21 protein-coding genes and 1 tRNA gene are annotated in these 26,259 nt (G+C 38.9%); 3 read left to right on the top strand and 19 right to left on the bottom strand.

Features of this window, described 5'->3' with window-relative positions; all coding sequences use genetic code 11:
- Positions 1 to 188: 188 nt before the first annotated feature.
- From yhbH to queG, 7 genes are all read right to left on the bottom strand, one after another.
- Positions 189 to 1,358, bottom strand: a complete 1,170-nt coding sequence (gene yhbH, locus GNT69_RS20700; RefSeq protein ID WP_203556899.1) for a sporulation protein YhbH — start codon at positions 1,356 to 1,358, stop codon at positions 189 to 191.
- 272 nt (positions 1,359 to 1,630) lie between these two features.
- Complete coding sequence (locus GNT69_RS20695; protein ID WP_203556898.1) at positions 1,631 to 3,526, bottom strand: PrkA family serine protein kinase; 1,896 nt, start codon at positions 3,524 to 3,526, stop codon at positions 1,631 to 1,633.
- Positions 3,527 to 3,861: 335 nt separating this feature from the next.
- The gene (gene nfsA / locus GNT69_RS20690; protein ID WP_203556897.1) at positions 3,862 to 4,611 is read right to left on the bottom strand and encodes an oxygen-insensitive NADPH nitroreductase; all 750 of its coding nucleotides are present in this window, start codon (positions 4,609 to 4,611) and stop codon (positions 3,862 to 3,864) included.
- Between the two features lie 79 nt (positions 4,612 to 4,690).
- The gene (trmL, locus tag GNT69_RS20685; protein ID WP_203556896.1) at positions 4,691 to 5,164 is read right to left on the bottom strand and encodes a tRNA (uridine(34)/cytosine(34)/5-carboxymethylaminomethyluridine(34)-2'-O)-methyltransferase TrmL; all 474 of its coding nucleotides are present in this window, start codon (positions 5,162 to 5,164) and stop codon (positions 4,691 to 4,693) included.
- Between the two features lie 62 nt (positions 5,165 to 5,226).
- On the bottom strand, positions 5,227 to 6,117 hold the full coding sequence (locus tag GNT69_RS20680) for an amidase domain-containing protein (protein ID WP_203556895.1): 891 nt from the start codon (positions 6,115 to 6,117) through the stop codon (positions 5,227 to 5,229).
- An 865-nt stretch (positions 6,118 to 6,982) separates the two neighbouring features.
- A complete protein-coding gene (locus GNT69_RS20675; RefSeq protein WP_203553122.1) occupies positions 6,983 to 8,149 on the bottom strand; it encodes an IS256 family transposase in 1,167 nt (388 codons plus the stop codon).
- 342 nt (positions 8,150 to 8,491) lie between these two features.
- Positions 8,492 to 9,631, bottom strand: coding sequence for a tRNA epoxyqueuosine(34) reductase QueG (gene queG / locus GNT69_RS20670; protein ID WP_203556894.1), 1,140 nt, complete (start codon positions 9,629 to 9,631; stop codon positions 8,492 to 8,494).
- A 109-nt stretch (positions 9,632 to 9,740) separates the two neighbouring features.
- Here queG and GNT69_RS20665 point away from each other — a divergent pair, with 109 nt between their 5' ends.
- Entirely contained in the window at positions 9,741 to 10,412 is a 672-nt protein-coding gene (locus GNT69_RS20665) for a B3/B4 domain-containing protein (protein WP_203556893.1), read from the top strand.
- Between the two features lie 113 nt (positions 10,413 to 10,525).
- On the opposite strand, the gene GNT69_RS20660 is transcribed toward GNT69_RS20665, so the two are convergent.
- From GNT69_RS20660 to GNT69_RS20630, 7 genes are all read right to left on the bottom strand, one after another.
- Positions 10,526 to 10,599 (bottom strand) — tRNA-Gly (locus tag GNT69_RS20660).
- Positions 10,600 to 10,763: 164 nt separating this feature from the next.
- Positions 10,764 to 11,381, bottom strand: a complete 618-nt coding sequence (locus GNT69_RS20655; RefSeq protein ID WP_203556892.1) for an ABC transporter ATP-binding protein — start codon at positions 11,379 to 11,381, stop codon at positions 10,764 to 10,766.
- Entirely contained in the window at positions 11,371 to 12,294 is a 924-nt protein-coding gene (locus GNT69_RS20650; protein ID WP_203556891.1) for an ABC transporter ATP-binding protein, read from the bottom strand. Before GNT69_RS20650 ends, GNT69_RS20655 begins: the two co-directional genes overlap by 11 nt.
- Before the next feature lie 38 nt (positions 12,295 to 12,332).
- Positions 12,333 to 13,187 (bottom strand): ABC transporter permease, encoded by an 855-nt coding sequence (locus GNT69_RS20645; RefSeq protein WP_203556890.1) that lies wholly within the window; start codon positions 13,185 to 13,187, stop codon positions 12,333 to 12,335.
- Positions 13,184 to 14,200, bottom strand: coding sequence for an ABC transporter permease (locus GNT69_RS20640; protein WP_239094374.1), 1,017 nt, complete (start codon positions 14,198 to 14,200; stop codon positions 13,184 to 13,186). The genes GNT69_RS20645 and GNT69_RS20640 overlap by 4 nt, the downstream gene beginning before the upstream one ends.
- Positions 14,190 to 15,797, bottom strand: coding sequence for an ABC transporter substrate-binding protein (locus GNT69_RS20635; RefSeq protein ID WP_203556889.1), 1,608 nt, complete (start codon positions 15,795 to 15,797; stop codon positions 14,190 to 14,192). Before GNT69_RS20635 ends, GNT69_RS20640 begins: the two co-directional genes overlap by 11 nt.
- 231 nt (positions 15,798 to 16,028) lie before the next feature.
- Entirely contained in the window at positions 16,029 to 17,984 is a 1,956-nt protein-coding gene (locus tag GNT69_RS20630) for a CoA-disulfide reductase (protein WP_203556888.1), read from the bottom strand.
- Positions 17,985 to 18,312: 328 nt separating this feature from the next.
- Here GNT69_RS20630 and GNT69_RS20625 point away from each other — a divergent pair, with 328 nt between their 5' ends.
- Together GNT69_RS20625 and GNT69_RS20620 are read left to right on the top strand one after the other, a co-directional pair.
- Positions 18,313 to 18,540: a hypothetical protein gene (locus tag GNT69_RS20625; protein ID WP_203556887.1), complete on the top strand. Its 228-nt coding sequence runs from the start codon at positions 18,313 to 18,315 to the stop codon at positions 18,538 to 18,540.
- 63 nt (positions 18,541 to 18,603) lie between these two features.
- Positions 18,604 to 19,203 (top strand): TetR/AcrR family transcriptional regulator, encoded by a 600-nt coding sequence (locus GNT69_RS20620; protein WP_203556886.1) that lies wholly within the window; start codon positions 18,604 to 18,606, stop codon positions 19,201 to 19,203.
- A 588-nt stretch (positions 19,204 to 19,791) separates the two neighbouring features.
- On the opposite strand, the gene GNT69_RS20615 is transcribed toward GNT69_RS20620, so the two are convergent.
- From GNT69_RS20615 to GNT69_RS20595, 5 genes are all read right to left on the bottom strand, one after another.
- Entirely contained in the window at positions 19,792 to 20,616 is an 825-nt protein-coding gene (locus GNT69_RS20615; RefSeq protein WP_203556885.1) for a TPM domain-containing protein, read from the bottom strand.
- Positions 20,610 to 21,689: a TFIIB-type zinc ribbon-containing protein gene (locus GNT69_RS20610; protein ID WP_203556884.1), complete on the bottom strand. Its 1,080-nt coding sequence runs from the start codon at positions 21,687 to 21,689 to the stop codon at positions 20,610 to 20,612. Before GNT69_RS20610 ends, GNT69_RS20615 begins: the two co-directional genes overlap by 7 nt.
- 41 nt (positions 21,690 to 21,730) lie before the next feature.
- Positions 21,731 to 23,032, bottom strand: coding sequence for an SPFH domain-containing protein (locus tag GNT69_RS20605; RefSeq protein ID WP_203556883.1), 1,302 nt, complete (start codon positions 23,030 to 23,032; stop codon positions 21,731 to 21,733).
- 161 nt (positions 23,033 to 23,193) lie between these two features.
- Positions 23,194 to 24,840, bottom strand: a complete 1,647-nt coding sequence (locus GNT69_RS20600; RefSeq protein ID WP_481747695.1) for an SLC13 family permease — start codon at positions 24,838 to 24,840, stop codon at positions 23,194 to 23,196.
- Positions 24,841 to 25,128: 288 nt separating this feature from the next.
- Positions 25,129 to 26,178, bottom strand: a complete 1,050-nt coding sequence (locus tag GNT69_RS20595; protein WP_203556924.1) for a DctP family TRAP transporter solute-binding subunit — start codon at positions 26,176 to 26,178, stop codon at positions 25,129 to 25,131.
- Between the last annotated feature and the right edge of the window lie 81 nt (positions 26,179 to 26,259).

The following is a 26,259-nucleotide window of genomic DNA, read 5'->3' as shown; positions in this document are numbered from 1 at the left end:
TTTCCAAATATTAGCCCTTATTAATTTAGTAAATAAACTAATTAACATTTTCACTTTGTAGAGTATCATTCACCCTGTATTTCGTCAATAAGATAATGACAAAATTCCGGCAAATTATCGGCTTATTTCACCTGCAGAGGTGATTTAATAAAAAAAATCGACAGGTCATCGTGGCCTGTCGATTTTGGTTAAGCAAACATCTTATCTTCTTGCTCTTTAGTAAAAAAGCTCTTCATGGCGTGAAATACATCGGCTTTTTGCTTGAGGATATAATAGCGGAATCGTTCATCTTTGATGTTTTTATAAGCGGACATTAATGTTGAGTGGCGATTATATTGGTTGACTTCCCCATATCCAAACATATTGGATACTTTCATCAGCTCCTCAACTAGCTTAACGCAGCGTGCATTATCTGACGTTAAGTTATCCCCATCAGAAAAGTGAAATGGATAAATATTAAACTTTTGCGGATCATATTTTGTTTCAATCAATTCTAGCGATTTTCGGTAGGCTGATGAGCAAATCGTTCCTCCACTTTCTCCTTTTGAGAAAAAGTCTTCCTCAGAAACGACCTTTGCTTCCGTATGATGCGCAATAAATTCGATTTCGACAGTTTCATACTTTGAGCGTAAAAATCTTGTCATCCAGAAGAAGAAGCTTCTGGCCATATATTTTTCCCATAATCCCATCGAGCCACTCGTATCCATCATCGCAAGGACAACGGCTTTCGAATCAGGCTTGATGACTTCATTCCAAGTTTTGAACTTTAAATCCTCTTTATAGATTGGATGAAAGGATGGTTTCCCTTTCATCGCATTACGCTTATACGCTGACATCATTGTTCGTTTTTTATCAATATTCCCCATTAACCCTGTCTTACGAATATCATTAAATTCTATATCCTCAACGATATCTTCTTGATTCTCTTTTCGCTTCAAATTCGGAAGCTCTAATTGCTTAAATAACGCAGCTTCCAACTCCATAATAGAAACTTCTGCCTCATAGTAGTCTTCTCCAGCTTGATCCCCTGCTCCTTGACCTTTTCCAGGTGCAGGTTTTCCCGATCCATCGCGGGCTACAACATCACCTACTTTGCTGTCTCCGTCTCCTTGACCGACATGTTTATTTTTATCATAATTATACCGAATTTTATACTCATCAAGAGAACGGATTGGGATCTTGACTACCTCCCTACCGTTTGACATCACGATGCTCTCTTCAGTAATTAGATCAGGTAAATTATTTTTAATCGCTTCCTGAACTTTTTCCTGATGACGTTGCTGATCGTCATAGCCTTTGCGGTGGAGGGACCAATCTTCCTGGGAAATGACAAACTGGCCGTTGTTTTCTTCGGTCATCTTCGAACCCCTCCTGTTCATTTTTTTCTCACACATTTGCTAGTAGTTTCATACAATATTTCGGATGCAAATAATCATGCTTAACGTGATTACTCTATCTTATGCAGAGGAAGAAAATAATTTACAAATTATTTAGACAATTATCAATAAAAATAAACAAATGGACTAGCCCATTTTTAATAATGTAGCTAATTTTAACAGGAAGTTTTCTTGCAAATTCAAATCGGATAAACAAAGGAATCTGCAATTATTGCAGATTCCCGGTAAGGTGACTAACGGTTTAGTAAACTACCTACATACCGAAGCAATTCATTTGCAGAAGTAGAGTTATAGCCATGTTCATCGATTAGACGTGCCACCACTTCATTGACCTTTTTCAACTGCGTTTCATCTGGTGTTTTTGTGGAAGTAGTAATTTTGACGACATCCTTTAGATCAGCAAACAGTTTCTTTTGAATCGCTTCTCTTAACCGATCATGTGAGTTATAATCGAATCTCTTTCCTTTCCGAGCATAAGCAGAAATACGAATTAATATTTCCTCCCGGAATGCTTTTTTCGCATTCTCAGATATACCGATTTGTTCTTCAATTGAACGCATTAATTTTTCATCTGGATTAATTTCTTCTCCGGTCAATTGATCCCGAAGTTTCACTTTATTACAATATGCTTCAACATTATCAAGGTAATTATCCATCAGCGTTTTAGCTGATTCCTCATAAGAATAGACAAATGCTTTTTGCACTTCTTTCTTCGCAATATCATCATACTCTTTGCGAGCGACCGAAATAAAGTTCAAATATCTTTCCCGTTGTTCTTGAGTGATTGACGGATGCTGATCAAGCCCTTCTTTTAATGACCGCAACACGTCAAGCGCATTGATTGATTGCATTTCTTTCCTTATAATCGTTGAAGAAATTCGATTGATGACATAACGTGGGTCAATCCCGCTCATGCCTTCATCTTGATATTCTTTCTTTAACTCATTAACATCAGCAGAATTATAGCCTTCAACACTTTCACCGTCATATAAACGCATTTTCTTCACTAGATCAATATCGCCTTTTTTCGGTTCTTTTAAGCGAGTAAGAATGGTAAACATTGAGGCGACTTTCAGTGTGTGTGGAGCAATATGAACATCCCCTACATCACTTTCGTGAATCATTTTTTCATAAATCTTCTCTTCATCACTTACCTTTAGGTTATAAGGGATTGGCATCACAATAATCCGTGAATGAAGCGCCTCATTCTTTTTATTTGAAATAAATGAACGATATTCGGTTTCATTCGTATGGGCAACGATTAACTCATCAGCTGAAATTAATGCAAATCGACCTGCTTTGAAATTCCCTTCCTGTGTTAGCGACAACAAATGCCATAGGAATTTCTCATCACATTTCAGCATTTCTTGGAACTCCATCATCCCTCTGTTCGCTTTGTTTAATTCTCCATCAAACCGATAAGCACGCGGATCGGATTCTGATCCATATTCAGCAATCGTAGAAAAATCAATGCTTCCTGTTAAATCAGCGATATCTTGTGACTTTGGATCCGATGGACTGAATGTTCCAATCCCGGTTCTTTTGTCTTCAGAGAAGAAGATTCTCTCCACAATCATATCTTCAATGCGCCCGCCGTATTCCTGTTCAAGACGCATCATGTTTAACGGAGATAAATTCCCCTCAATCCGAATCCCATATTCTTGATAAAAATCCTCTCGTAAGTGATGAGGGATTAAATGAAGTGGGTCTTCATGCATTGGGCACCCTTTTATCGCATAAATAGCACCTCTATCAGTCAACGAATACTGCTCAAGTCCTCGCTTCAACATCGTAACTAACGTTGATTTCCCTCCACTTACAGGACCCATTAATAACAAGATCCGCTTGCGGACATCGAGGCGTTTTGCTGCAGGATGGAAGTACTCCTCGACTAATTTTTCAAGGGCTTCTTCAAGACCAAACAATTGGGAACTAAAGAAGGAGTATTTTTTCTTCCCTTTCACCTCTTCAATACCAGCATCTTTAATCATATTATAAACCCGTGAATGTGCTGATTGTGCTACCCAAGACTTTTCCTTAAGAATCTCCAGATACTCTCTGAACGTCCCTTCCCATCTAAGCTTTTCTTCTTCCTGGCGGTAACTCTCAATTTTTTTTAAAATATCCATAAGGACCTCCCTGTCTAGCGATTATCAAGAGACGATTAATATACTCTATGCAAGAACGAAATCGAACATGCCAATAACTAATAACTAGAAAACATCACTTTCGAAAAATGAAAACAAACAACAGCCTGTTCTTCACAGTTGGAAGTGTTTAGGCTATAATAAAAGGGATATGGGAAAACCGGGAAAAAGGGGGCTGTAAAACATGAAATTATTATTGATTATAGGGGTATCTATTGCATTTTTAGCAGCTATTTTCACAGGCGGATATGAAGATAAGCCAGGAATTACGAAAAAATAAGAGGCAAAAAGCGACCTAAATGGCCGCTTTTTCTTTTTTATCGCAGATTTAATTTCTGTTTCTGTACAAATTCCTTCATATACATTCTTGATTTTTTTTCTAGCATTTGGCCCATTTGTGCCGTCCATGTTTCCGCTCGACTCCCGCCTGTTCTCTCTTTATAATAAGCTGATATAATTTCATTGTATTCCTCAAGCTGCTTTTTAAAAATATCCTCATCTTGCGTATACTCGTTTTCCATATACACATGCTCAAGTGGCAACCGTGGCTTAATATCGTTGATTTTCGCGGGATAGCCGACAGCCATTCCAAATAGAGGGATTACATATTCTGGCGTTTTTAACAAACGCTGAACCTCTTCCAAATTGTTTCTAATTCCGCCGATATAACAAATACCTAGCCCCATTGACTCTGCAGCAATCGCTGCATTTTGAGCCGCTAATGCCGCATCAATTAGAGTTACCATGAATTTTTCCGTACTTTCAAGCGATGGAAGAACATCATTTCCTTCCATTTCTGTAATGATCACTTGACGATGGAGATCTGCACAAAACACAAAAAAATGCCCGTTATCAGCTACATAAGTTTGATTGCCAGCTATTTCTGCCAACTTTGCTTTTTTGCTTTGATCAGTGATTCCGATGATTGAGTATGCCTGGATAAAACTCGATGTTGAAGCCGCTTGGGCACTTTTAACAATCGTTTCAATTTGTTCTCTTGATAAAAGCTTATCCTCAAATTTCCTAACAGAACGATGATTTAAAATCGTTTCAATAATTTGGTTCATTTTTATCCAACCTTTCTCATAAAGAATTATGTATAACATAAGCCAAGAGGACCAAGTAAAGCCTGAGGTCCTCTTTATTCTATCGTAAATTTGGATAATCTTGTTGTCTGAGTACCTCATATATGAGAATCGCTGCTGTATTGGATAAATTTAATGAGCGTACATGCTCATTCATCGGAATGCGTAAACACCATTCCTTGTTTTTTTCAATTAACTCTTGAGGAAGCCCATTTGTTTCCCTGCCAAAAACGAAATAATAATCTTTTTCAGTCTGACTATAATCATATGTTGAATGCGGCTTTGAACCATGCTTCGTCAGATAGAAAAATTCGCCTCCTTGATTACTTTCGAAAAAATCTTCTAGCGAATCATGATAAACAATATTCACAAACTCCCAATAATCTAATCCCGCACGCTTTAACATTTTATCATCTGTCGAAAATCCAAGCGGCTTGATTAAGTGAAGAGTCGTTCCTGTTGCTGCGCAAGTCCTAGCAATATTTCCTGTATTTGCTGGAATTTCTGGTTGATAAAGTACTACATGCACTGCCAACTTTTCTCACCTCAATCATAAACTAATCGTTATTATACCACTTTACAATTGAACAAGCGTGATCATTGGTTATCAACAATTGTAAAAAATTTATACTTTATATTCGGAGTATAAGCAGTCGAATCTTCATACGCCCAATACCGACTTCGGCTATTTGCCGTATGCGCATTTACGAGCGGCATACCATTGGCGTCATTCCCCGTCACAATCGTTGTGTGATCATAGCGGCCATCACCTTGGAAATCATAACATATGACGTCCCCCAATTGAAGTTGGCTCGGACTTTTCACTTCCTTTGCTCGCAAGCCTACTTTCGATCCCGGCAAGTACCAACGCATTGAATTAGCCACCGACCAGCTAAAACTCCAATTATCATTCTTCATCCACCAACCTTTTGAACGGTTCGGAAAATTACGCATCGGAGCTCCGCCTGCATGCAAACATTGAGAAATATAATTTGTACAATCGACGTCAAATTTTTTATAGCTAGGGTTATAATCATTCCACCATCTTTCAGCATATTGAACAGCTTTCATGCGATCATACCGAAATGCTATTCTTTCTTCGTTGTCAATTTCGGCCCATTCTTCACTTTTTGATTCGCCTTCCACTTCATTCTCACCTCGAATTTCCAGACTTATCTCAGCATCTTCAACAAGCACCCCCTTGAAAAATTCCGCTTTTCGCTGCTCAATCCCCTCTTCAAGGAAAAAGTCACATTTTTGTTTAATTAAATATTTATAATGAACGGTATAAAATACATTTGTTCCTTCATTTCCTTTATCGTAGTGGCGAATATTCCCCTCAGCTGTCGTACGGATGATTTCCGCTCCTCTCCGGTTGCAGCTTTCTTTCTTTTTCTCCAGTAACGGGCAGTCATGAAGACGATCCCTCGATTGAGACACGGATTGGCGAACACGCTGTTCCAATAATTTTTGTAATTGCTCTCTCATCACTGACCTCTCCTTTCCTCACATATGACATATGTATGAAAAGAAAAATACTTTCACGCATAAAAAAAGAATGGAACCTTTTGGTAACGGGTTTCGTTTCCGATCACAAAACGCCAATTTGCACAGGGAAATGCAATCCTTATGCGAGGCAATTTGTTAGGCTAGAGAGATTAAAAAAACATTAGCAAGGGTTTAGACCCTTGCCATTTTAATTTCATTGCTAATACTCCGAATAGCGAATTTTACTCATTTAAATGTTTGCAAGCCATTTTCACCTTCTCCGTATCGATTAATTTTATAGACTTGGCATTGGAAATGGTGATGCTAGTGCGCTTCCAGATTATGTCTTTTGGAGAGTAAACTGGGGTTTTCGTAGAGTAAAACAAACAAAGTGTAGAATAAATCGATGTTTTCGTAGAGTAAAACAAACAAAGTGTAGAATAAATCGATGTTTTCGTAGAGTAAAACAAACAAAGTGTAGAGTGAATCGCAAATTCCGTAGAGAACACCATTTTTGTGTAGGTTTGAGAATGAATAAGCGGAGAATTTCCCGCTAATGTATAAAGGGCACGCTTAAAAAGCGGAAATAAGCGGAAGAATTCCGCTTAACTGCTCTAAATAAGGAAAAATCAGTCAAGTCCTCAATATTGTGTAAAATACAAAACAATGTTTTCAATTAATATCAGTTAAATGTAATTACTTTGGGTTAAACGACACAACCACCCTTTACATTTTTCGAGCGAAACTTCCATGGGTTTTATGCTCCATACCCAGTCAAGGGTGTCAAAGGCGGGTTTTCCTTTGATAGCCTTGACTGGGTATGGAATAATCCAAAAATGGAAGTTGCCTTAAAAATTAAACATAGCTACTTTTTAAGAGATTTTTGTTTCGAATATACGGTATCTTGATACTGCATTAAAACAGCCCCAATTAAACGGAAAGCAGATTGAGTATTAGGAAAAATACGGATTACTTTTTCTCTTCTACGTACTTCTTGGTTTAAACGCTCCAGTGAATTAGTACTACGAATATGGCAACGAACATCCTCTGGATGCTCCATGTATTGAATGGTATCTTCGAACCCTTCATCTAATATATTAAGTGCAGCTTCGTATTTAGGATTATCTCCAAACTGGCTCATCAATTCATCTTTAAACTTTCTCATATCCTCAATAGTGACAGCTTCAAAAGTTCGCTTAATCATCATACGAATTTCGCCTGAGTCTTTTTTAGGAAGCTTCGCTATGATATTTCGTTTAAAATGTACATTGCACCTTTGCCAACTTGTCCCAATAAATTCCCGTTGAATCGCTTTCTGGAGCCCTTTATGAGCATCAGAGATGACTAGTTTCGGGGATTGTAGGCCACGTGACTTAAGTTGTTGGAAAAAGCGACTCCAGCTCTCAAAGCTTTCAGCGTGATCTACACTTAATCCAAGTATTACCCTTTTTTTATTCTCTGTAATTGCAGTCGCAATATAAACAGCTTTTGAAACGACACGGTGATGTTCACGCACTTTAATATACATGGCATCTACAAAAACGAAAGGATAATATATTAGATTCAAGGGCCTTTTTGCCCAATCATTAACAATAGGATCAAGTTTCTGAGTAAGAGAAGAAACAAATGATTTAGAGAAATCTTCACCACATAGTTGTTCCACAATATGTGTTACTTTTCGTGTAGATACACCATTGATTACCATCTCCAACATGGAAAGAACTAATGCCTGATCACATCGTGCATATTTTTCAAAAATGGAAGTTGAAAATTCACCATTCCGAGTTCTAGGAACTTTAAGTTTGATTTTACCGATACTCATCGTTAATTCACGCTCATAGTAGCCATTCCGATAATCACGACGCTCCGCAGAGCGTTCATAAGCATCAGCCTTTAGATAATCATCTCTTTCTTTCTCCATATACTCATTCATGACAAGAATAATGGCGGATTTAACTACTGTATCTAAGTTTGAACTCATCACGGATTCTTTTAAAAGTTCCAAATCTAGGTTAAACTGTAATTGGGTCATTCTTATTCCTCTTTTCATTGTTTATCGTGGTTGAAAACATTGTTTCCAAGAGGGATAAAAATGAACCCTTTTCTTTTTACACAATTATATGGACTTAATCGAAAAATCCAAAGATTTTGATCATATAAACGGAAAAACTCCCCTTATTTTTAGGGAAATATCGATATTTCCCAGTTTAGACGGAAATTTTCCGTTTATTTTTCAGACGCAGTGAAATCAACATCCAGTTATAAAATAGACCTCCAAATTACGATACAATTTGAAGGCCATTTTGCATTACATTTTTAATATTTGCGATCGTTAATGGAACCCGTTACCCTTTTGGCATCTATTCTTTCATCATTATTCGTTACAACGAAAAAATTCCAGCCCCTTTTGGATTTCCCGTAACACGTCTTCGTCTTTTTCTCTTTCTAGAGCCTGTTCCAACGCCACTTTTGCTTCTGCTCCGCCAATTTTCCCTAAAGACCATGCCGATGTGCCTCTTAGAACCGGCCGCGGGTCGTCAGTCAATACTTGTTTTAAAACAGGTATCGCACTTTCATCTTTAAAATGAGCAAGCGCAAGGATTGCATTACGTTGTATCGGTTTCTTTCCACGCCAAGAACCCGATACTTGACCAAACTTTTCTTTGAACTCTCGGTTGCTTATATGAAGAATCGGTTTCAATAGTGGTTTGGCAATCTCTGGATCTGGCTCTGTTTCCTGATGGAAATGAAAATCCTTCCCTTTGTTCATCGGGCATGCGGTTTGACAAGAATCACAGCCATACAAGCGGTTCCCGATCTTTTCTCTAAATTCTTCAGGCAAAAATCCTTTTGTTTGCGTCAGAAAAGCAATACAACGCCGGCTATCAAGTTGCCCCCCCTGAACAAGGGCGCCTGTAGGACATGCGTCCAAACATTTCGTACAGCTACCACACTGATCTTCGATTGGCGAATCGGGAATAAATGGAAGATTTGTAATCATTTCGCCTAAATATACATAGGATCCAAATTCAGGTGTGATAACCGAACAATTTTTACCACTCCAGCCAATCCCTGCTCGTTCAGCCACGGCCCGATCAACGAGTTCACCTGTATCAACCATCGATTTAAATCTAGCTTCTGGTACTTTAGAAGCAATAAATTCTTCTAGTTTAGTTAATTTTTCTCTTAAAATATAGTGATAATCCTTTCCCCATGACGCCCGACAAAAGATCCCTCGACGTTCCCCTTTTTTACTAACGACTCTCACTTTCATCTTCGAAGGGTATGCAACAGCAATCGCAATAATTGATTTTGGTTGATTGAAGATTAAGTCTGGACGCACCCTTTTTTCAATATCAGGCTCTTCGAAACCTGACTGATATTGAAGCTCCTGCTGACGAACAAGCCTATTTCTCAGTTCCGTAAATGGAGATGGAGAGGCGAAGCCAATTTTATCTATCCCAATTCTTTTACTATAGTCAATCACTTCTTGTTGCAACTGTTGGATATTCATTTAATTCCCTCCCTTCTAAACATTTGTATCTATCACGATATGTTAATATTTGTTTAAGCATATGAGATCTATGATAAACTATTTTAAAGAAATAATGGAGGTGGAAACATTGGAAATTCATATTGCCGATACGCTTTGTCAACATGTTCCCGAATTTATTGCTGGTGCCATATGCTACAAAAACATACAAGTTGGAACTTCCCCGCAAATGCTCAAGGGCCGACTGCAATTATTTCAAGAATCAATTTATGTTGAATTAGATGACAAAAATGTAACTGATTTCGCTGGAATCAATGAGTGGCGGCAGATTTTCAAGCAAACCGGAAAAGATCCGAATCGCTACAGACATTCCGCCGAAGCATTGTATCGACGCATAAAGAAACAAAATTATCTTCAACCAATACATAGTGCAATTGATTTAAATAATTTTTTCTCACTTCAATATGAAGTACCAATTGGCATTTATGATGCCGATAAGCTTACCGGAAGCATTGAAATAAAACTTGGGGGAGAGACTGAAGAATACGTTGGCTTAAACGGGCGAAACAATTCACTGGCAAACTTAATTGTCACCGCAGATAACGAGGGACCATTCGGGAGTCCGTTCGTTGATTCGCAACGTTCAGCTGTAACGACCGAAACAGAAAATGCATTGCAAATCATCTATCTTCAACCATCACTAGGCATTGAAAAAAACAAGAAGTTAACTGAATCATTAATGAATATGTTCCTGCAAATTCATGGCGGAGAGGGCTCTTACAGATTAGCCAATTGTCAGTGAAGAAGAAAACAATAAGAAAAACTCCTTTTTAAAAAGGAGCCTTTTATTAAAAAAATAAAAAACGCAATACTTCGTTGCTTTTTCAAACGAAACACTGCGTTGTGTATGTATTTTGGAGCGGGTGATGGGAATCGAACCCACTACATCAGCTTGGAAGGCTGAGGTTTTACCAGTAAACTACACCCGCAATATCAAGTTTTTCACCATCGAAGGATTGTATATCTGCTATCGACTCTTAATATATTACACTCCCTTCTCTTTCATGTCAACATTTTTTGTATAACTTTGTCGATTTTTTTACAAAAATTTCAGCGCCTTGTTCAGGCGCTGAAATGGATGTGAAGATATATTTCACGATACTGAAGTTGCAAAACTCCTGAAATCGACCACTCGATGGCATAGTCTCTGAAGTAAATGCGGTTCATGACTGACAACAATGATCCCCATTTCTCTTTTTCTCGCAATTTCGAGGACAGCTTGCCAAATTTGAGATTGGGTGATGGCATCAAGCATCGTCGTCATTTCGTCTGCGATAAGGAAACGTGTATTCGGAGCTAAGGCACGAACGACACAAAAGCGTTGCAACTCTCCTCCTGATAATTCATTCGGAAAGCGTGATAACCACTCCTGCTGAATCCCAAACAAATCCAGAGTTTCTTCATCCGGAACCCATGATTCATGAAGAACCCTCTTCATTTTCCAACGAGGATTCACTGCTTTTTCCGGATGCTGAAACACCATTTGTACTGGATGAAAACCCTTTTGCGGCAATGGAGCATCCGCGATCGTTACCGTCCCCTCTATCGATTGCTCGAACCCTGCTAAAATTCGACAAAAACTTGATTTTCCGATTCCACTTGGTCCCGTTAAACCGACTATTTCTCCACGTTCAAGCTTGAAATTTATCCCACGAAACAACCAAGGTCCATTCCCGTAACGAAAGCCGACATTCTCTGCTTTAAGTTGCATGAATACACCTCACCATTCCATTGCGTATCTTTCGCATTTCTGGCTGGACTTGTCCGCATTCTTCCGTAGCCATCTGACAGCGAGGAGCAAATAAGCAGCCAGACGGTAAGAATTCAGGGTGTGGCTGTGAGCCTGGAATTGGCGTGAAACCATTTTGGGGCAAAGCTCTCCACAATGCCTTGCTATATGGATGCCTTAACGTTTCACCGTCCCCGCTAAAATTTGCCACTGGGGCAATTTCAACCGTTGTGCCTGCATAAAAAACAGCAATGTCATCGGCAATCTTTAATGCAGATTCAATGTCATGCGTAATGAACATCACTGCACAGCCATAATCAGCAAACTGTTTAAAATGAGCTAATGCTTCTGCCATAACCTTTTCATCTAGCCCAGGTGTTGGCTCATCAGCAAGAATCACCTTTGCCCCACTGACCATTGCTGTAGATAGGAGCGTTCTCCTCGCCATCCCACCTGAAAGTTGAAATGGAAATAGGTTCGCAACATGCTCACTTAAGCGATATCGCTTAAATACTTTCCGTTGTTCCTGAAGGGGATTCCCTTGTCTAACTGATGTGCGTACCTGTTCCCCAACCCGCATTAAAGGATCTAAATAAGTGACCGATTGAGGGATGAAAGCAATCTCTTTCCCGCGGAATTCCAACTGACGCGCTTGCGTTAATTCTTCCCCGTTGTAAGCAATATTTCCACTCACCTCTGCATGATCAGGTAGAATTCCTAAAATGGCATGAGCTAGTAAACTTTTCCCTGAACCACTCGCCCCAACTACTGCAAGGATTTTCCCTTCTTCGAGCGAAACATTTAAACTTGTAATTACATTTACATTTTTTTGTTTTAAACCATTCGTATATTGTTTAAAAGAGACTGATAAGTTTTCCACTTCAAGAATAGCCATCTATTTTTATTTACTCCTCTAAATGAACTAAGTTTCAGCTACTGACTTTTACCGGAAGCAATCAGTACACGCAAGCTCTCACCGATTGTATCAAAAGTACGAACCATTAATACAAGACATAAACCTGGAAAAAAAGCCAGCCACCACATGCCAGTAGATAAATATTTCATTGATTCAGAAAGAATAATTCCAATCGCTGGCTCATGTGGGGACAACCCTAAACCTAAAAATGTAACGGCAGCCTCATGTAAAATCGTATGAGGGAATAGCAATAAAAAACCGACTAAAACTTGCGGAATTAAGTGCGGGAAAATATGATGGACGGCAATCCAACCGCTTGATTTTCCCATCTTTTTAGAAATCTTCACATAATCTGCAGATCGGATTTGCATGACTTCCGCACGAATCACCCTGGCTAAACTAGGCCAATGCGTGAGCGCGATGCCAATGACAATCCCTTTAAATCCGCCCCCTAATGAAAAAGAGATTAAAATTAGTGTGACTAAATGGGGAACACTAAGAAATAAATCAATCAACCAAGAGATGATTCGGTCAGCCACCTTCCCCATCGTAGCTGCTGCCATTCCAAGAATTAAAGCGATGGTTGCACTTCCAAACGCCCCAATTAATCCTACCCCCATACTTAATGAAAGTCCCATCACGGTTCGGGTAAACATATCCCTACCTAACCAATCCGTTCCAAATAAATGTTCAAGGGAAGGAGGGAGATTGCGTTCAGTTAAGTTCGTTGCTATTCTCCCCTCATCAAGTAAAAACCCTGCTAAAACAACAGTGAATAAAAAAACAACTGACAAAATGACTTTTAACAATGTTCTTTGCCGACGATTTAAGGGCAAGACCGTTCTATATTTTCTTTTGAGGCTGGAAATCATTTATCTGATTCCTCCCTCGTCCTTGGATCTAACACATAATAAAGCAAATCAGCAATTAAATTTCCGATAAAAACAAATAGCGTACTAACGATGACTAGTCCGAGTAAAAGCGGAACATCCCCGCTTAGCCCGGCTTCTACAGTTGCTTGTCCAAGTCCCGGATAAGAAAATACCTGCTCAGCAAGCACAGTCCCACCGAACAATTCCCCAAAAGAAGCGAATTGGAGAGTAACTGCTGGCAAAGCAATATTTCGCAAACCATGTCTGGAAACTAAAAGCCACCCGCGTTCACCTCGTGCTTGGGCAAATAACACATAATCACTAGCAAGGACGTCGATTAATTTCTCGCGAGTATGTAAAGCAACATTCGCGACACCAACAATACTTAGCGTCATCGCGGGGAGGAATAAGTGCCTAATTCGGTCACCAATTGTCACATCTTCGGCAAGCACACCAGCAGGAACACCTAAACCGGTTGGAAACCAGCCAAGCCATACGGCAAAGACAATAAGTAGTAAAAGCCCCATCCAAAATGTAGGGGTAGAGGCTAACGTATAACAATACCATTTAATGAGGCGATCCACCCAAGTATCCTTTTTCATTGCCGCTAGAACACCCATACTAAAGCCAATGATTCCCGATAAAAACCAAGCTGTTAACATGAGCATTAGAGAACTAATCATTCTTTCGCCAATGATATCCGCTACCGGTTGACGATAAATCATTGAAGTTCCTAAATCACCAGAAAACAAGGCAGAGCCCCAATTAAAAAACTGCTTCATAACAGGCTGATCGAGCCCCCAATACTCTGCAATGTTTTCCCGTTGCTCTGGTCCAACTTTTAACATGTCTGCCCCAATATAGGCTTGAATCGGGTCAATTGGCGAGTTTTTCACTAATAAAAAAGAAATAAAGCAAATGGCAACTAATAAAGTCACCATTCTTATCGCTTTGAAAACCAAAAACTTTCCTAACGCAATCGTAACTCTAACTCCCTTGCTTCTATTCTTCATTCCATTTCCACTCAACAATATTATCTGTTATAGGCCAACCATGTCCATGTGGTTGAATTCTCTGTTTGCCAATATCGAGCTCATTCTTGACTAAATATAGGTGATCAATATTGACGAGCCATGCCCATGGTGCATCTCCTTTGGCACTTAGTCCGGTTTTTCCATCCCATTGCGCTAACTTCCAGTATTCATTCGCTTCTTTTTCATTTAGGGCTGCTAATGCCTTCGTTAAATACTCATCAACAGTTTGGTTCGAATAAAACCCGGTATTATAATAATCGATTCCTGCAAATTCACTGTTATAGACGTTATAAAGTTCTTGCGGGTCATGACTTCCCCATCCCATGACAACTGCATTTGAATGCATCTTTTTTTCTATAGCATCCCAGCTTTCCCCTTCAATTTTCATCACAATCCCTAATGGTCTCATCATATCTGCAACTGCAATCGCTAAAGATTGACGAATCGCATCATTAGCCGGGTAATATAAAGAGAATTCCGCCTTTAAACCACCCTTTGTAAGCACACCATCCCCGTCTTCATCAACCCAGCCTGCATCATGTAAAATCTGTCGGGCACTTTCGATATCTCCATCATCAAAAACCGTATCTGGATTCCACCATGGGAGTCTATCGACAGGAGTATAAGCAGGTGAGCCGTATCCTTCTAAAACCCCTTCAATAAGTGCTTCCCGATCAATAGCAAGATTAATCGCCTGGCGAATCGCTAAATCAGCCGTTACATCATTGCCAACAAGGATTCCATCGTTAGTTACAGTTCCTGATTTAAGATAAGGAAAGGCAATTCCCCGATTGTCGACTGTTTTCACTGCTTCAAGTCTCATGCCTCGAACGGTTTGCTGACTAAATGCTGCCGGAATCGCGACAACATCAAGATTCCCTGCTTTCGCTGCAGCAAAGGCTGCATCCTCACTTAAAAATAAAAAGGTGATTTTTTGAAATTCAGGTTTATCTCCGTAATAATTCGGGTTTGCCTCGATGATTAACTGCTGTCCTTTATCCCATTGAACGAGCTGAAAAGGGCCCGAACCAATCGGATTTTGCGAATAATCCTCTCCATACGCATGCTTCGGGACAATTCCAGTTGCTACTAGTGAGTTAATAAAAGTCGATTGGGCTTTTTTCAGCGTAAATTGTATCGTAAATTCACCGATAGCTTCTATCGTTTCTAACATTGTCAAATCAACGACCGATCCATTGGCTGTGGCTGTTTCAAATGTAAATTGAACATCCTCAGCAGTTAATGGTTGACCATCAGAAAAGTAGACATCTTCACGCAATTCAACTGTCCAAACTTTCCCATCAGCACTTACCTCATATCGAGAGGCTAAATCATGGATAATTTGTAAATCATTATCTCTTTTCAATAATGTACTTTGAAACAGGGGAGAACCATATCTCCCCCACCCAGCCGTTGGATCAAATCCTGTAGCAGGCTCGCCACCAACCGATAGGATTAATTCATTTTTTTGCTTGTTTTCGAGATTGCCTTCAGCTTGTTCTTGTTGGCTGCAACCAACTAATAATAAAATCAATGCAATCCCTGCATAAAAAAAGATATTCCATTTGCCTGTCATTCATTATGCCTCCATTTAATCCTTCTTGTTTTTATCCATTTAATTAACCATTATGTAGTCAAAAGTCAGTGCAATGGAGCGATAGAATTATAGTAACATGTGTAAAAGAAATTGTAGTACAAACATTCTTTGATTATATCGAAATCATCCGAATCTATCTGCCTTTATTTAATGGAAATAAAAAACAGCCTTATGTGAGTTAATCTCAACAAGGCTGTTTTTTTTCGTTATTTATTTCCTTTTCACCCAAAATTTAATGAGCGAATTCTTTTGTTCTGTTTTTAAGATTATGTGTCCGGCAGTTTTTGCCCATGCTGGGAGATCATTAAGAACGCCCTTATCTGTAGCATGAAGTTCAATAATTTGCCCACTTTCAATTGAATCTATCGCATTTTTCAGCTTGATAATCGGCATCGGACATGTCAAACCAGCTACATCCACCATTGTATCCGCCTGAATTTCTGCACCGCTATTTTCGCCTTCGTTGATCTCTACTTCACCTCGATCATTCGTACGCGCATTCACTTGTTTGCTAATATTACTTCCAAAAACGGAAGAATACGTTTTCCAGCCACCGTCGACATTTTTTACTTGGAAGCCATTATTTTTTAAAATTCGCGCTGCCAAATATCCGCGTAGCCCAACTTGGCAACTCACATAGATCATTTGATTTTTATCTAATTCACCCAAGCGATTTCTCAAATCATTTAGTGGGATATTCTTTGAACCTTCAATAAATCCAAATTCGCGTTCAACAGTTTCACGGACATCAATTAAAATACCTCCATTGGCAACAATCTCATCAATTTCATGCCATTGAACATGTTCTAAATCGCCGTCTAAAAGATTAGTTGCCACATACCCTGCCATATTCACTGGGTCTTTCGCAGATGAATATGGAGGAGCATACGATAATTCAAGATTCGTTAAATCCTCAACTGTTAATCCGCCTTTAATGGCTGTAGCAATCACATCGATTCTCTTATCGACTCCATCCGCTCCGACTGCTTGCGCTCCAAATATTTTCCCTGTCTCTTCCTCGAAAATTAATTTTAAGGCAATTGGCGCAGCACCCGGATAATAGCCTGCATGGGAGTTTGGATGAACATGAACAACCTCATACGGAACTCCTAAGCGTTTCAACGTTTTCTCATTATTTCCTGTCGCAGCAACGGTCAAATCAAAGACTTTTGCAATTGATGTTCCTAACGTGCCTTGATACTTTTCCTGTTTCCCTAATAGATTATTTGCTGCAATTCGCCCTTGACGATTGGCAGGCCCAGCTAGTGGAATCATCGCTTTCTTTCCATTAATAAAATCAACGACTTCAACTGCATCACCAACAGCATAAATATCCTCATTAGATGTTTGTAAAAATTCATTGACAATAATTCCACCACGCTCGCCTAACTCAAGTCCAGCATTTTTAGCTAACTCATTTTCAGGCTTCACACCAATCGATAGAATCGTCAAATCTGTTTCAAGTTCGGTCCCATCCGTTAAAAGAACCTTTTTCCCATCATCAGCAAATGCTTGAACCCCATTTTCTAAGACGAGCTTTACACCTTTTTCTTTTAAATGATTATGCAAAATGGCTGCCATTTCAAAGTCAATCGGTGCCATAATTTGATTGGCCATTTCAACAATTGTTACCTCAATCCCACGATCAACAAGATTCTCTGCCATCTCTATTCCGATAAACCCGCCACCAATGACGACCGCTTTGCTCGGATGCTGTTCATCAACATAATCTTTAATCCGATCGGTATCAGGAATATTCCTCAAAGTAAATAACGTTTTATTTTCTTCTATCCCGGGTATTGGAGGGACAATTGGTTTGGCACCAGGTGACAGCAGTAATTTATCATATGTTTCCTCATACTCTTCATCTGTTCGGAGATTTTTTATCACGACCTTCTTTTCATTAGGATGAATGCTTACCACTTCACTTAAGTTCCGAATATCGAGTTTAAAGCGCTCAGACATCCCTTCAACCGTTTGAACGAGTAATTTATTCCGATCTTTAATCGTTTCACCAATATAATAAGGCAATCCACAGTTCGCGAACGAAATATGCTCACCACGTTCTACCATCATAATCTCCACATCTTCACTAATCCTTCTTAGCCTTGCTGCAGCAGTCGCACCACCAGCTACTCCACCTACGATAATAATTTTTTCGGTCATGTATAATTCCTCCCTATTAAGAGTTTGCTTTTATTCCCTATGTTCAAGTTTAATTATACCACCTAGGGTATAATGGGCAACGGTAAATTGTGACAGTTTTTTTACAATCTTCATCCTTTATTTGAAACATGAATGTTCCGCTATTTTCGCATAACTTCTACCGCTCTACCTATTGACCATCATATAAGTTAAAGATAAAGTATAAATTGTATACACAATTTATACTAAGTTTAATAAAGTGATAAAAACTGTGTTTATCTTTGGAAGAAGTAAAAATTATTTTTTTGAAAATGAAGATCAAAATAATTAAAAATGGAGTGTTATAATAATGACTAGACTAATGTTTTCTTCAATCGGTGGATTTATTCTCGTCTTTATTGAGGCATATATCATCTTAACCATAAGAGGTTATCATACAATCGATTTTGGTGGGATCGGCCCATTTATGAATGTGTGGGCGATGAACTTTTTTCTTATATTTTGTATTCTTACCGATATAAAAAATTGGCTCGAAAACAGAACTGCCACACAGGAAAACACAAAAAATATCATCTAAGTTAGGGTCACAGTTCAGCTGTTCATCTAAGAAATTATTCACTTGGAGCGTGATGATAATAAAATGAAAATCGGGAGAGCCGCGTACAAAAAGTACGAAATGGAACAAAAAATTTATCAGGCTGGAATGTCATTATTCCAGGAGAAAGGATTCACGAATACAACATTAGAAGAAATCAGCAAAAAAGCAGAGGTATCTAAAGGGACAATCTTTAACTATTTTTCCTCAAAGGAAGATATTCTCGCGAAGTTTGGCAAAGATTCATTAAAAAAATTGAATGTGTTTGCTGAAAAACTGCCAGAAAGTATGAGCACCCGGGATAAAATTGTTGCTGTTTTATTAGAAGATATTAGGGGTGTGAAAGACTCGGAAGTATATGCTCGAATTACCCTCAAAGGGATTGCTGAAGGCGGCGATATTGTCTATCAATTAGAGACGAAAAATAGGCATAATCTCGCGAGAATATATGAAAACATATTAAGAGCTGGAACCCTGTCAACAAGCAATTTAAACTTATCGTTAATCTCTGACTTAATTGTAAGCATTTATTTTCACGTATTAGATAAGCATTTTCATAGCAGTCAATCGATAACAGAGATTGAAACATATATTATTGAATCGTTAGATATCTTATTTTACGGAATAGAGAAACACTTAAATTAACCATCAGTTAACTTGATGGTTAGATGTACATATGAAGAATAACCGGACGAACTCGGTTTGTTAAAAAGGTGGATTGTTCATAATAGGCTGAGTTTTTATTGCTAGTACTTGGAAATTAATCGTGATTATTAGGGTGGGTTTATTGCTAGTACTCGGAAATTAATCGTGATTATTAGGCTAAGGTTTATTGCTAGTACTCGGATTAACCGTGATTATTAGGGTAGTTTATTCCGAGTACTTGGATAAAACCGATTTTTGGCTGTTTTTTATTGCTAGTACAGGGATTATATCAGCCTTCTGACCTCATTTTATTGCTAGTACTCGGATTAACCCCTCATTTTACAGCGTTTTAATACGAGTACTAGCAATATATGAACGAAATTTAGTGTTTTTAATACTAGTACTTGGATTAAAAAACGTGTTACCAGCATTATCGTTCAAAAAAACCTCGGATCCCTTCGGCAAAATGTTCATAAATGACCTTTTATGGAAAAAACATACAAAACCTAAGTGCTCAGTGTAACATATTGTTAGTACTGCGTTTTAAGTTTTCACAAATAACTTTTACTATAAAAAAAAGAGGTGGGATTAGAACTTTCTCCCACCTCCACCGCTTCTACCTCCGCCACCGCCACCAAAACCGCCTGAAAATGAACCGCCACCACTGTTATTGTTCTTTTGAATTCTTTGTTTTGTTACTCTTGTGTTATAATGGCGGTCGACTCTTTTCGTAACAACAAAGGAGTTATTTTCTAAATAGGTTCGCTCATTAACCGTCGAACGTCCTTTATTATTTATCGACATAATCCCAACCGTAATTGCTCCAACAGCAATCGAAATCAGTAAATATATCCCCAGTTCTTCTAACAAGCTTCGTTCACTAGAAGTTCCTGCTCCCCTATAATCTTGAGGCACAGCAACTGAATCAAAATCGCTTTCTGGAGAATCCATCATTCTCTCAACTTCATCCATGAAAACATGGACACTTTCGCTAAACTTCTCTTCCCCTAGATAAGGGTAGACACTGTCTAAAATCTCCTCAATTCGAAAATCAGGTAGATAATCGTACGCCCGATCTCTAGTATAAATATAGACTTCTCGTTCATCCATATTAAGGAGATATAAAACCCCATCAGAGGTCTGTTCATAGCCGAAGTGATGCGCATTGTAGAAATCCTCTGCATATTGCCTCGATGATTTTCCTTCGTTATCATCAATCGTGACAACAATAAAATCGATCTCTAATTGGCTGCTGAGGGATGACGCCTTTGCTTCCAATTCCTCTTTTTCTGAGGCAGAAAATAAATGAGCATAATCATACACTTTCTCCATTGCCGCTACTGTATTCGTTGCTAATAATAATGTAAAAAGAAGAAGCATCGGGAGAATAGTATACAGTTTGTTCCTTACCATAAAAATAGCCCCCCAACCGCCAAAATGGCGAACATCCCGGCAGAGGCCATTCCGAACCATGAACTGGCTCGACCGATACTGATTGGCAGACGTCCGGCGATTTTCCCTGTCTGTCCATTCATTGCAAATATATACGTTTTCCCTTTAAACTGATAACTAAACATCCAAACGGGCAATAACACATAGGTCGCTTCTACTTTCTTCATTTGCACATTTGAATTTTTTATCGATACGGTACTATATCCTTGGATTGTTTGCCGCAGGAGCGTATTCATATTATTGCGGATGATATTGGATACTCTCCCATACACATCGTTTTGATCCATATCATATTTTTCAGCCAAATAGCCTGATAAATAAGACATCGAAAAATCTTTTAAGTCATGATAATTATATGGCTCTAGAATGCTCATTAACTCGTCATCCATTTTCTTTGACCCATCCGCAGGGAGGTCTCTAAATATCGCTTTCCCTTCCCTACCAACATGATAATATTTTGTTTCTGTGTAGCGAATGTCTCCTCTCGTATAGGATCGCACTCTTGTTGCTTCACCATCCACTTGTCCCTGCGTATCGGAATCAAATAACCAAAACGGAACATAAATTCCCGAAAGCTTTTCAAGCTGAGATGCTGAGGTGAAGGATTTCGGTAGCAACGGTTTCTTCTTGCACCAATTAATAAATGCCTCCGTCGCTTTTTCTCGATTCAACTTAAAAGGAATGACTTTTTCTGGCCGGTACTCTCCTTCCAATCTCCTTGGGATGATCGTCGGGTTGTGGCAGTAATAACAAAAAGTTGCCGCTGTTGTATCATCTGTAACAATCTCTGCTCCACAGCTTTTACATGTATATCCCTTTGCATGGTCTGCAAATTCTTTATCTTGTACTTCCTGCTGGTGCAACACCTCTTCACTTGTCGTCGCTTCGGCTTTTATTTGCTCATTGCTAATAAAATCTTTTACCTCTTGCTCACTGAATTCGCTTAAACAATAGTCACATGTCCAGTTTTGCGATTCTGCCTTAAATGCTAATGGTCCGCCACAATTGATACACTTATAAACGATAACCCCCAAGCTAGTTCACCTCTTACTCCCTAATGAAATAGTCCAATCGCCTAAAACTTGTTTCCGCACTCAGGACAAAACTTCATCTTTGAATTTGGCGGTGCTGTAAATCCGCACTGCTTGCAAGTTAATAGCTTTTGTTCACCTGGTTGTTTATTTCCACAGTTCGTACAAAATCTCCCTTTATTTTCTTGACCACATTCACATGTCCACGTCTCTTGCTGTGGTTCTGGCTTAGGTGAACCACATTCTGAACAAAAACGTCCCTTATTCATTTGACCACATTTACATTCCCACTGGTCGGCCTTTGGCGTTTCCGTCTGTTGTTGTTCAGATGAGTGTTGGGCCTGTTGTTGCATTTGAAATTTATTTGCCTCTGAAGCTGCTCCCATAAAGCCACCTGAACCTTGCATCCCCATGCCCATTCCTAAAAACCCTTGCATCGCCCCAGCATCGTTGGAACCTGCTGCTTCCAACCCCCTGGCAACCGAACCTTGCACATACCCTTCCCTTACGGTTGGATCTTGTAGCATCGCTCCTTTGTTGCGCATATTAATGAGCTTTTGCGACTGTTCATCATACGTAATACTATTGATTCCGACAGACTCTACCCGCATGCCTCGCTTGTCTGTCCAGTGTTCGTCTAAAACATTAGACATATATTTCGCTAATTCCATCCCTCTCGATGGGACAAATGAAATGCGAATCCCATCACTTGACATCTGATTAATCGCCGTTTGTAATGCATTCATAAATTCAGCTAAATATTGTTCATTTATCTCTTTTATGTCGACAGACGATTTGTTCCGCGGTATGGCTTCAACAAAAAACTTAAGGGGATCAACAATTTTAATTGAATAATTTCCATGCGTGCGCAAAAATAACTCTGCATTATAAAAGTTGTCAAAATAATTGATTGGATTGCGTGTTCCAAACTTAATCCCTTTTATCTCTTGAAGATTGATAAAATACACCCTTTGCGCTGAAGACGGAACGCCGCCAAATTTCACCCGATTAAATGTTTCCTGCAGCGCTTCTTCAAATTCTCCATTAAACAGCGAAGGCATTGAAGAATTTTCTACCTTGTAATAGCCAGGTTCTGCTGAATAATCAATGACCTTCCCTCCATCAATCAACAACATAAATTGATTAGGGTGAACATGAATGATCGAACCATTTGAAATCGTCGTATCCGTTCCTTTGAAGTTTTGATTTCTTCGATCTTTTGCTCTTACCTTCACACCAATTGACATCACAGTCGTATCACTCATTGATTGAGGCTCGATTACCTCCAACCATTGATCCGCAAGACCACCTTTTACAGCACTTATCGCAGCTTTAACAATTCCCATATTACCCCTCCGCTTCATTTTTCTCATCTTATTCTTTTTAAGAAAATGACATTATTTATCAATCTCACACCTTTTAGTATACCAAAAAGAGACCCCACTAAAATGTGAGATCCCTAAAATTCATCGTCCATCTTTTATCTCAAATAATAATTTTAAAAAGGCTACAATGTTGACATTAAATCAAGTCCCCAAACGATTGGTAAAAAGTAATAAATTGAGACGACAACGAGTACGGTAGTAATTACGTTTAGCCAAAAACCTGATTTTGCCATATCGGTAATCTTTACATAACCTGACGCGAAAACAACCGCATTAGGCGGAGTAGCGACCGGTAACATAAATGCACATGCAGATGCGATTGTTGCTGCAAACATTAAGGCATAAGGGTGAATCCCAACAGCGGTAGCAAGCGCAGCCATGATTGGAATAATCATCGTTGCAGTCGCTGTATTTGATGTAAATTCTGTTAAAAACTTAACGAAAAGAGTGACGATTAAAATTAAAACAATAAAATTAATTCCATTTAAAATCGTTAATTGTTCTCCCATCCAAGCAGCAAGCCCTGTATCTCTGAATCCTGCTGCAATCGCTAAACCACCACCGAAAAGAAGTAAAATATCCCATGGCAGTTTCTTCGCTGTATTCCAATCAAGCAGGAAGGACCCTCGCTTACTAAGTGAAGGAATAACAAATAATATCCCAGCTGCAGCCAAAGCAATGATTGTATCATTTAACCCGGGAATGTATTTCTGCCAGATGAACGAACTAGTGATCCACATAAATGCTGCAAAGGAAAAAACACCAAGAACCATCTTTTCTTCATAAGTAATCTTCCCTAATTCTTGTTTTTGTTGACTGATTAATTCTTTTCCCCCAGGAAGCTCTTTCATTTTTATTGGAAAAGCAATTTTAACAAGGAATAACCATGAAACTGCTAACAAAATAATTGCGAGCGGAAGTGCAAAAATCATCCAGCTGCTAAATGAGATTTGAATCCCATATAATTGATTAACAACGCCAGCTAAAATCATATTCGGTGGCGTGCCAATTAAAGTGGCTACCCCTCCAATTGATGCCGAAAAAGCAATTCCTAACATTAATGCTTTGCTGAAATTTTCCTCATGTCCGATTTTTTCAATTTTCCTATCACTTCCGTCAGCTGCCTGTTTAATAATCGCACTCCCGATTGGCACCATCATCATCGCTGCCGCTGTATTGGAAATCCACATGGACAAAAAGCCTGTTGCAATCATAAATCCTAAAATTAACCGATTTGTACTTGTCCCAACTAATGATATGATCGTGACGGCAATCCGCCTATGCAAATTCCACTTTTCCATTGCCAAGGCAATTAAGAAACCCCCGAGAAATAAAAAAATAATCGGATCTCCATATGCACTTGTAACCGTCGCTGAACTTAATGCCCCAGTTAGTGGAAACAATAAAATTGGCAATATTGATGCAATTGGAATAGGAACCGCCTCGCTAATCCACCATGTTGCCACCCATAAAGTTGTCGCTAAAACAGCGATTCCCTCAAACGACAAGCCCTCAGGTCTAAAGAAGATTAAAGTTAATCCAAACAAAATAGGTCCTAAAAGCAGTCCAACTAGCTGACTCTTCCGAAACATTGGCTGGTAATCAGGCTGATGATCTGATTGTTTTTTAGAAAACACTTCGAATGCTGGCTTTTCTTTACGGACAGCAGTCTCCTTACGCAATGGCGCAGTAAATGTCATCATGTCCTTTGTATTGGCATTAGACCTCAATAATTGACTCCGAATAATAGAAAAAAAACTCATATTCATTCCCCCTTTGTTTTACAACATGCTACTCGTTCGCAATTTTACTACTAGGCGCCCATTATGCATCCCCTATTGCATAATCTTTTTTGAAAGCACTTACATTTTTCTGTTTATTTAATATTAATTGAATATTTTTAAAGATAAAGTTTTTGGTGATAATGTTCATTTTTGTTCATTTTGGTCATAACAAAATGGCTAGTTCCTTACTCAGAAAATCCATCTTAAACAAGCGCAATTACAGTCCCTTAGGAGTTACGCAAAACAAAAAAAGATGAGTAATCTCCCATCTTCTTAATCATTTACATGCAATTTTTCAACTAACTCAATTAAATCATTGTCCGACTTTTCCTTAAAGACCTGATAAACCGGCTGTAGTGCTTCTATCCAGCTTTTCTTCTCTTCCTCCGTTAAATAATGGATTTCTATATCTACATTTTTTTCTAATTGCTTAAGAAGCTCGCTATTCATTCGTTTTGAGTTTTGAGCATTCCATCCAGTCGTTTCAATCATCGCCTCGGTCAATTGAAGTTGATTATCTTCCGGAAGGCTGTTCCAAAAATCCCGATTTATAATCACTGCATACCCAAGCAACCCGTGATTGCTAATTGTCATATACCGCTGCAGCTCATATAAGCGTCTTGAGTAAATATTAGAAATTGTATTTTCTTGCCCGTCAACGTCAAATGATTCAAGCGAATTATATACCTCATTAAATGGAATCTCAACTGGCTTCGCATTTAATAATTTAAACTGCTCATAAATCACCCAGCTAGGCATTACTCGAAAACCCTGACCCTTAAAATCCTCAGGGTAGATAAGGGGATTCTGAAAGCTCGTCATTTGCTTAAAACCATTGTTCCAGAACGCCAATCCTTGTACGCCTTTTCGATCTAATCTCTGTAATAAATGTTCTCCGATTTCCCCTACAAATGCCCGTTCTACCGCGGCTAAATCATGAAATAAAAAAGGAAGATCAAACACTGCCCACTCAGGAGCAAATTCTGCAATCATCGAAAAGCTGGGGGCAATCATCTGAATATCGTTTTGCAGCAAAGCTGAAAATTCTTCACGATCAGAAAACAGTGATCCATTAGGAAAAACTTCTACGCGAACACGACCATTTGTTTTTTCATGTGCAATTTCCGCAAACCTTTGAGCAGCCAACCCTTTAGGCGTATTTTCCGCTACAACATGGCTGAAACGAATGACAATTTGCTCGTTTAAACCTTCTTGATCATCATCCTCGTACAACTTTTCTGTCGTAAATAAACCTCTTGTTAGTACGAAGATGACTGTGAAAATTAATAGAAAGAAGATCGTATTCCAAACGACAGGCCTCATAGTCATCACACATTTCTTTTATTATTTACTATTTTATTATCGTACATGATACTATTAGAATAGTAAAATAGTATTCCGCAA

The sequence above is a fragment of the Bacillus sp. B15-48 genome (assembly GCF_016879755.1).
Classification (GTDB): Bacteria; Bacillota; Bacilli; order Bacillales; family Cytobacillaceae; genus Mesobacillus_B.
Note: the sequence above shows the minus strand (reverse complement) of the source record. Positions and strands in the feature narration are given on the sequence as shown.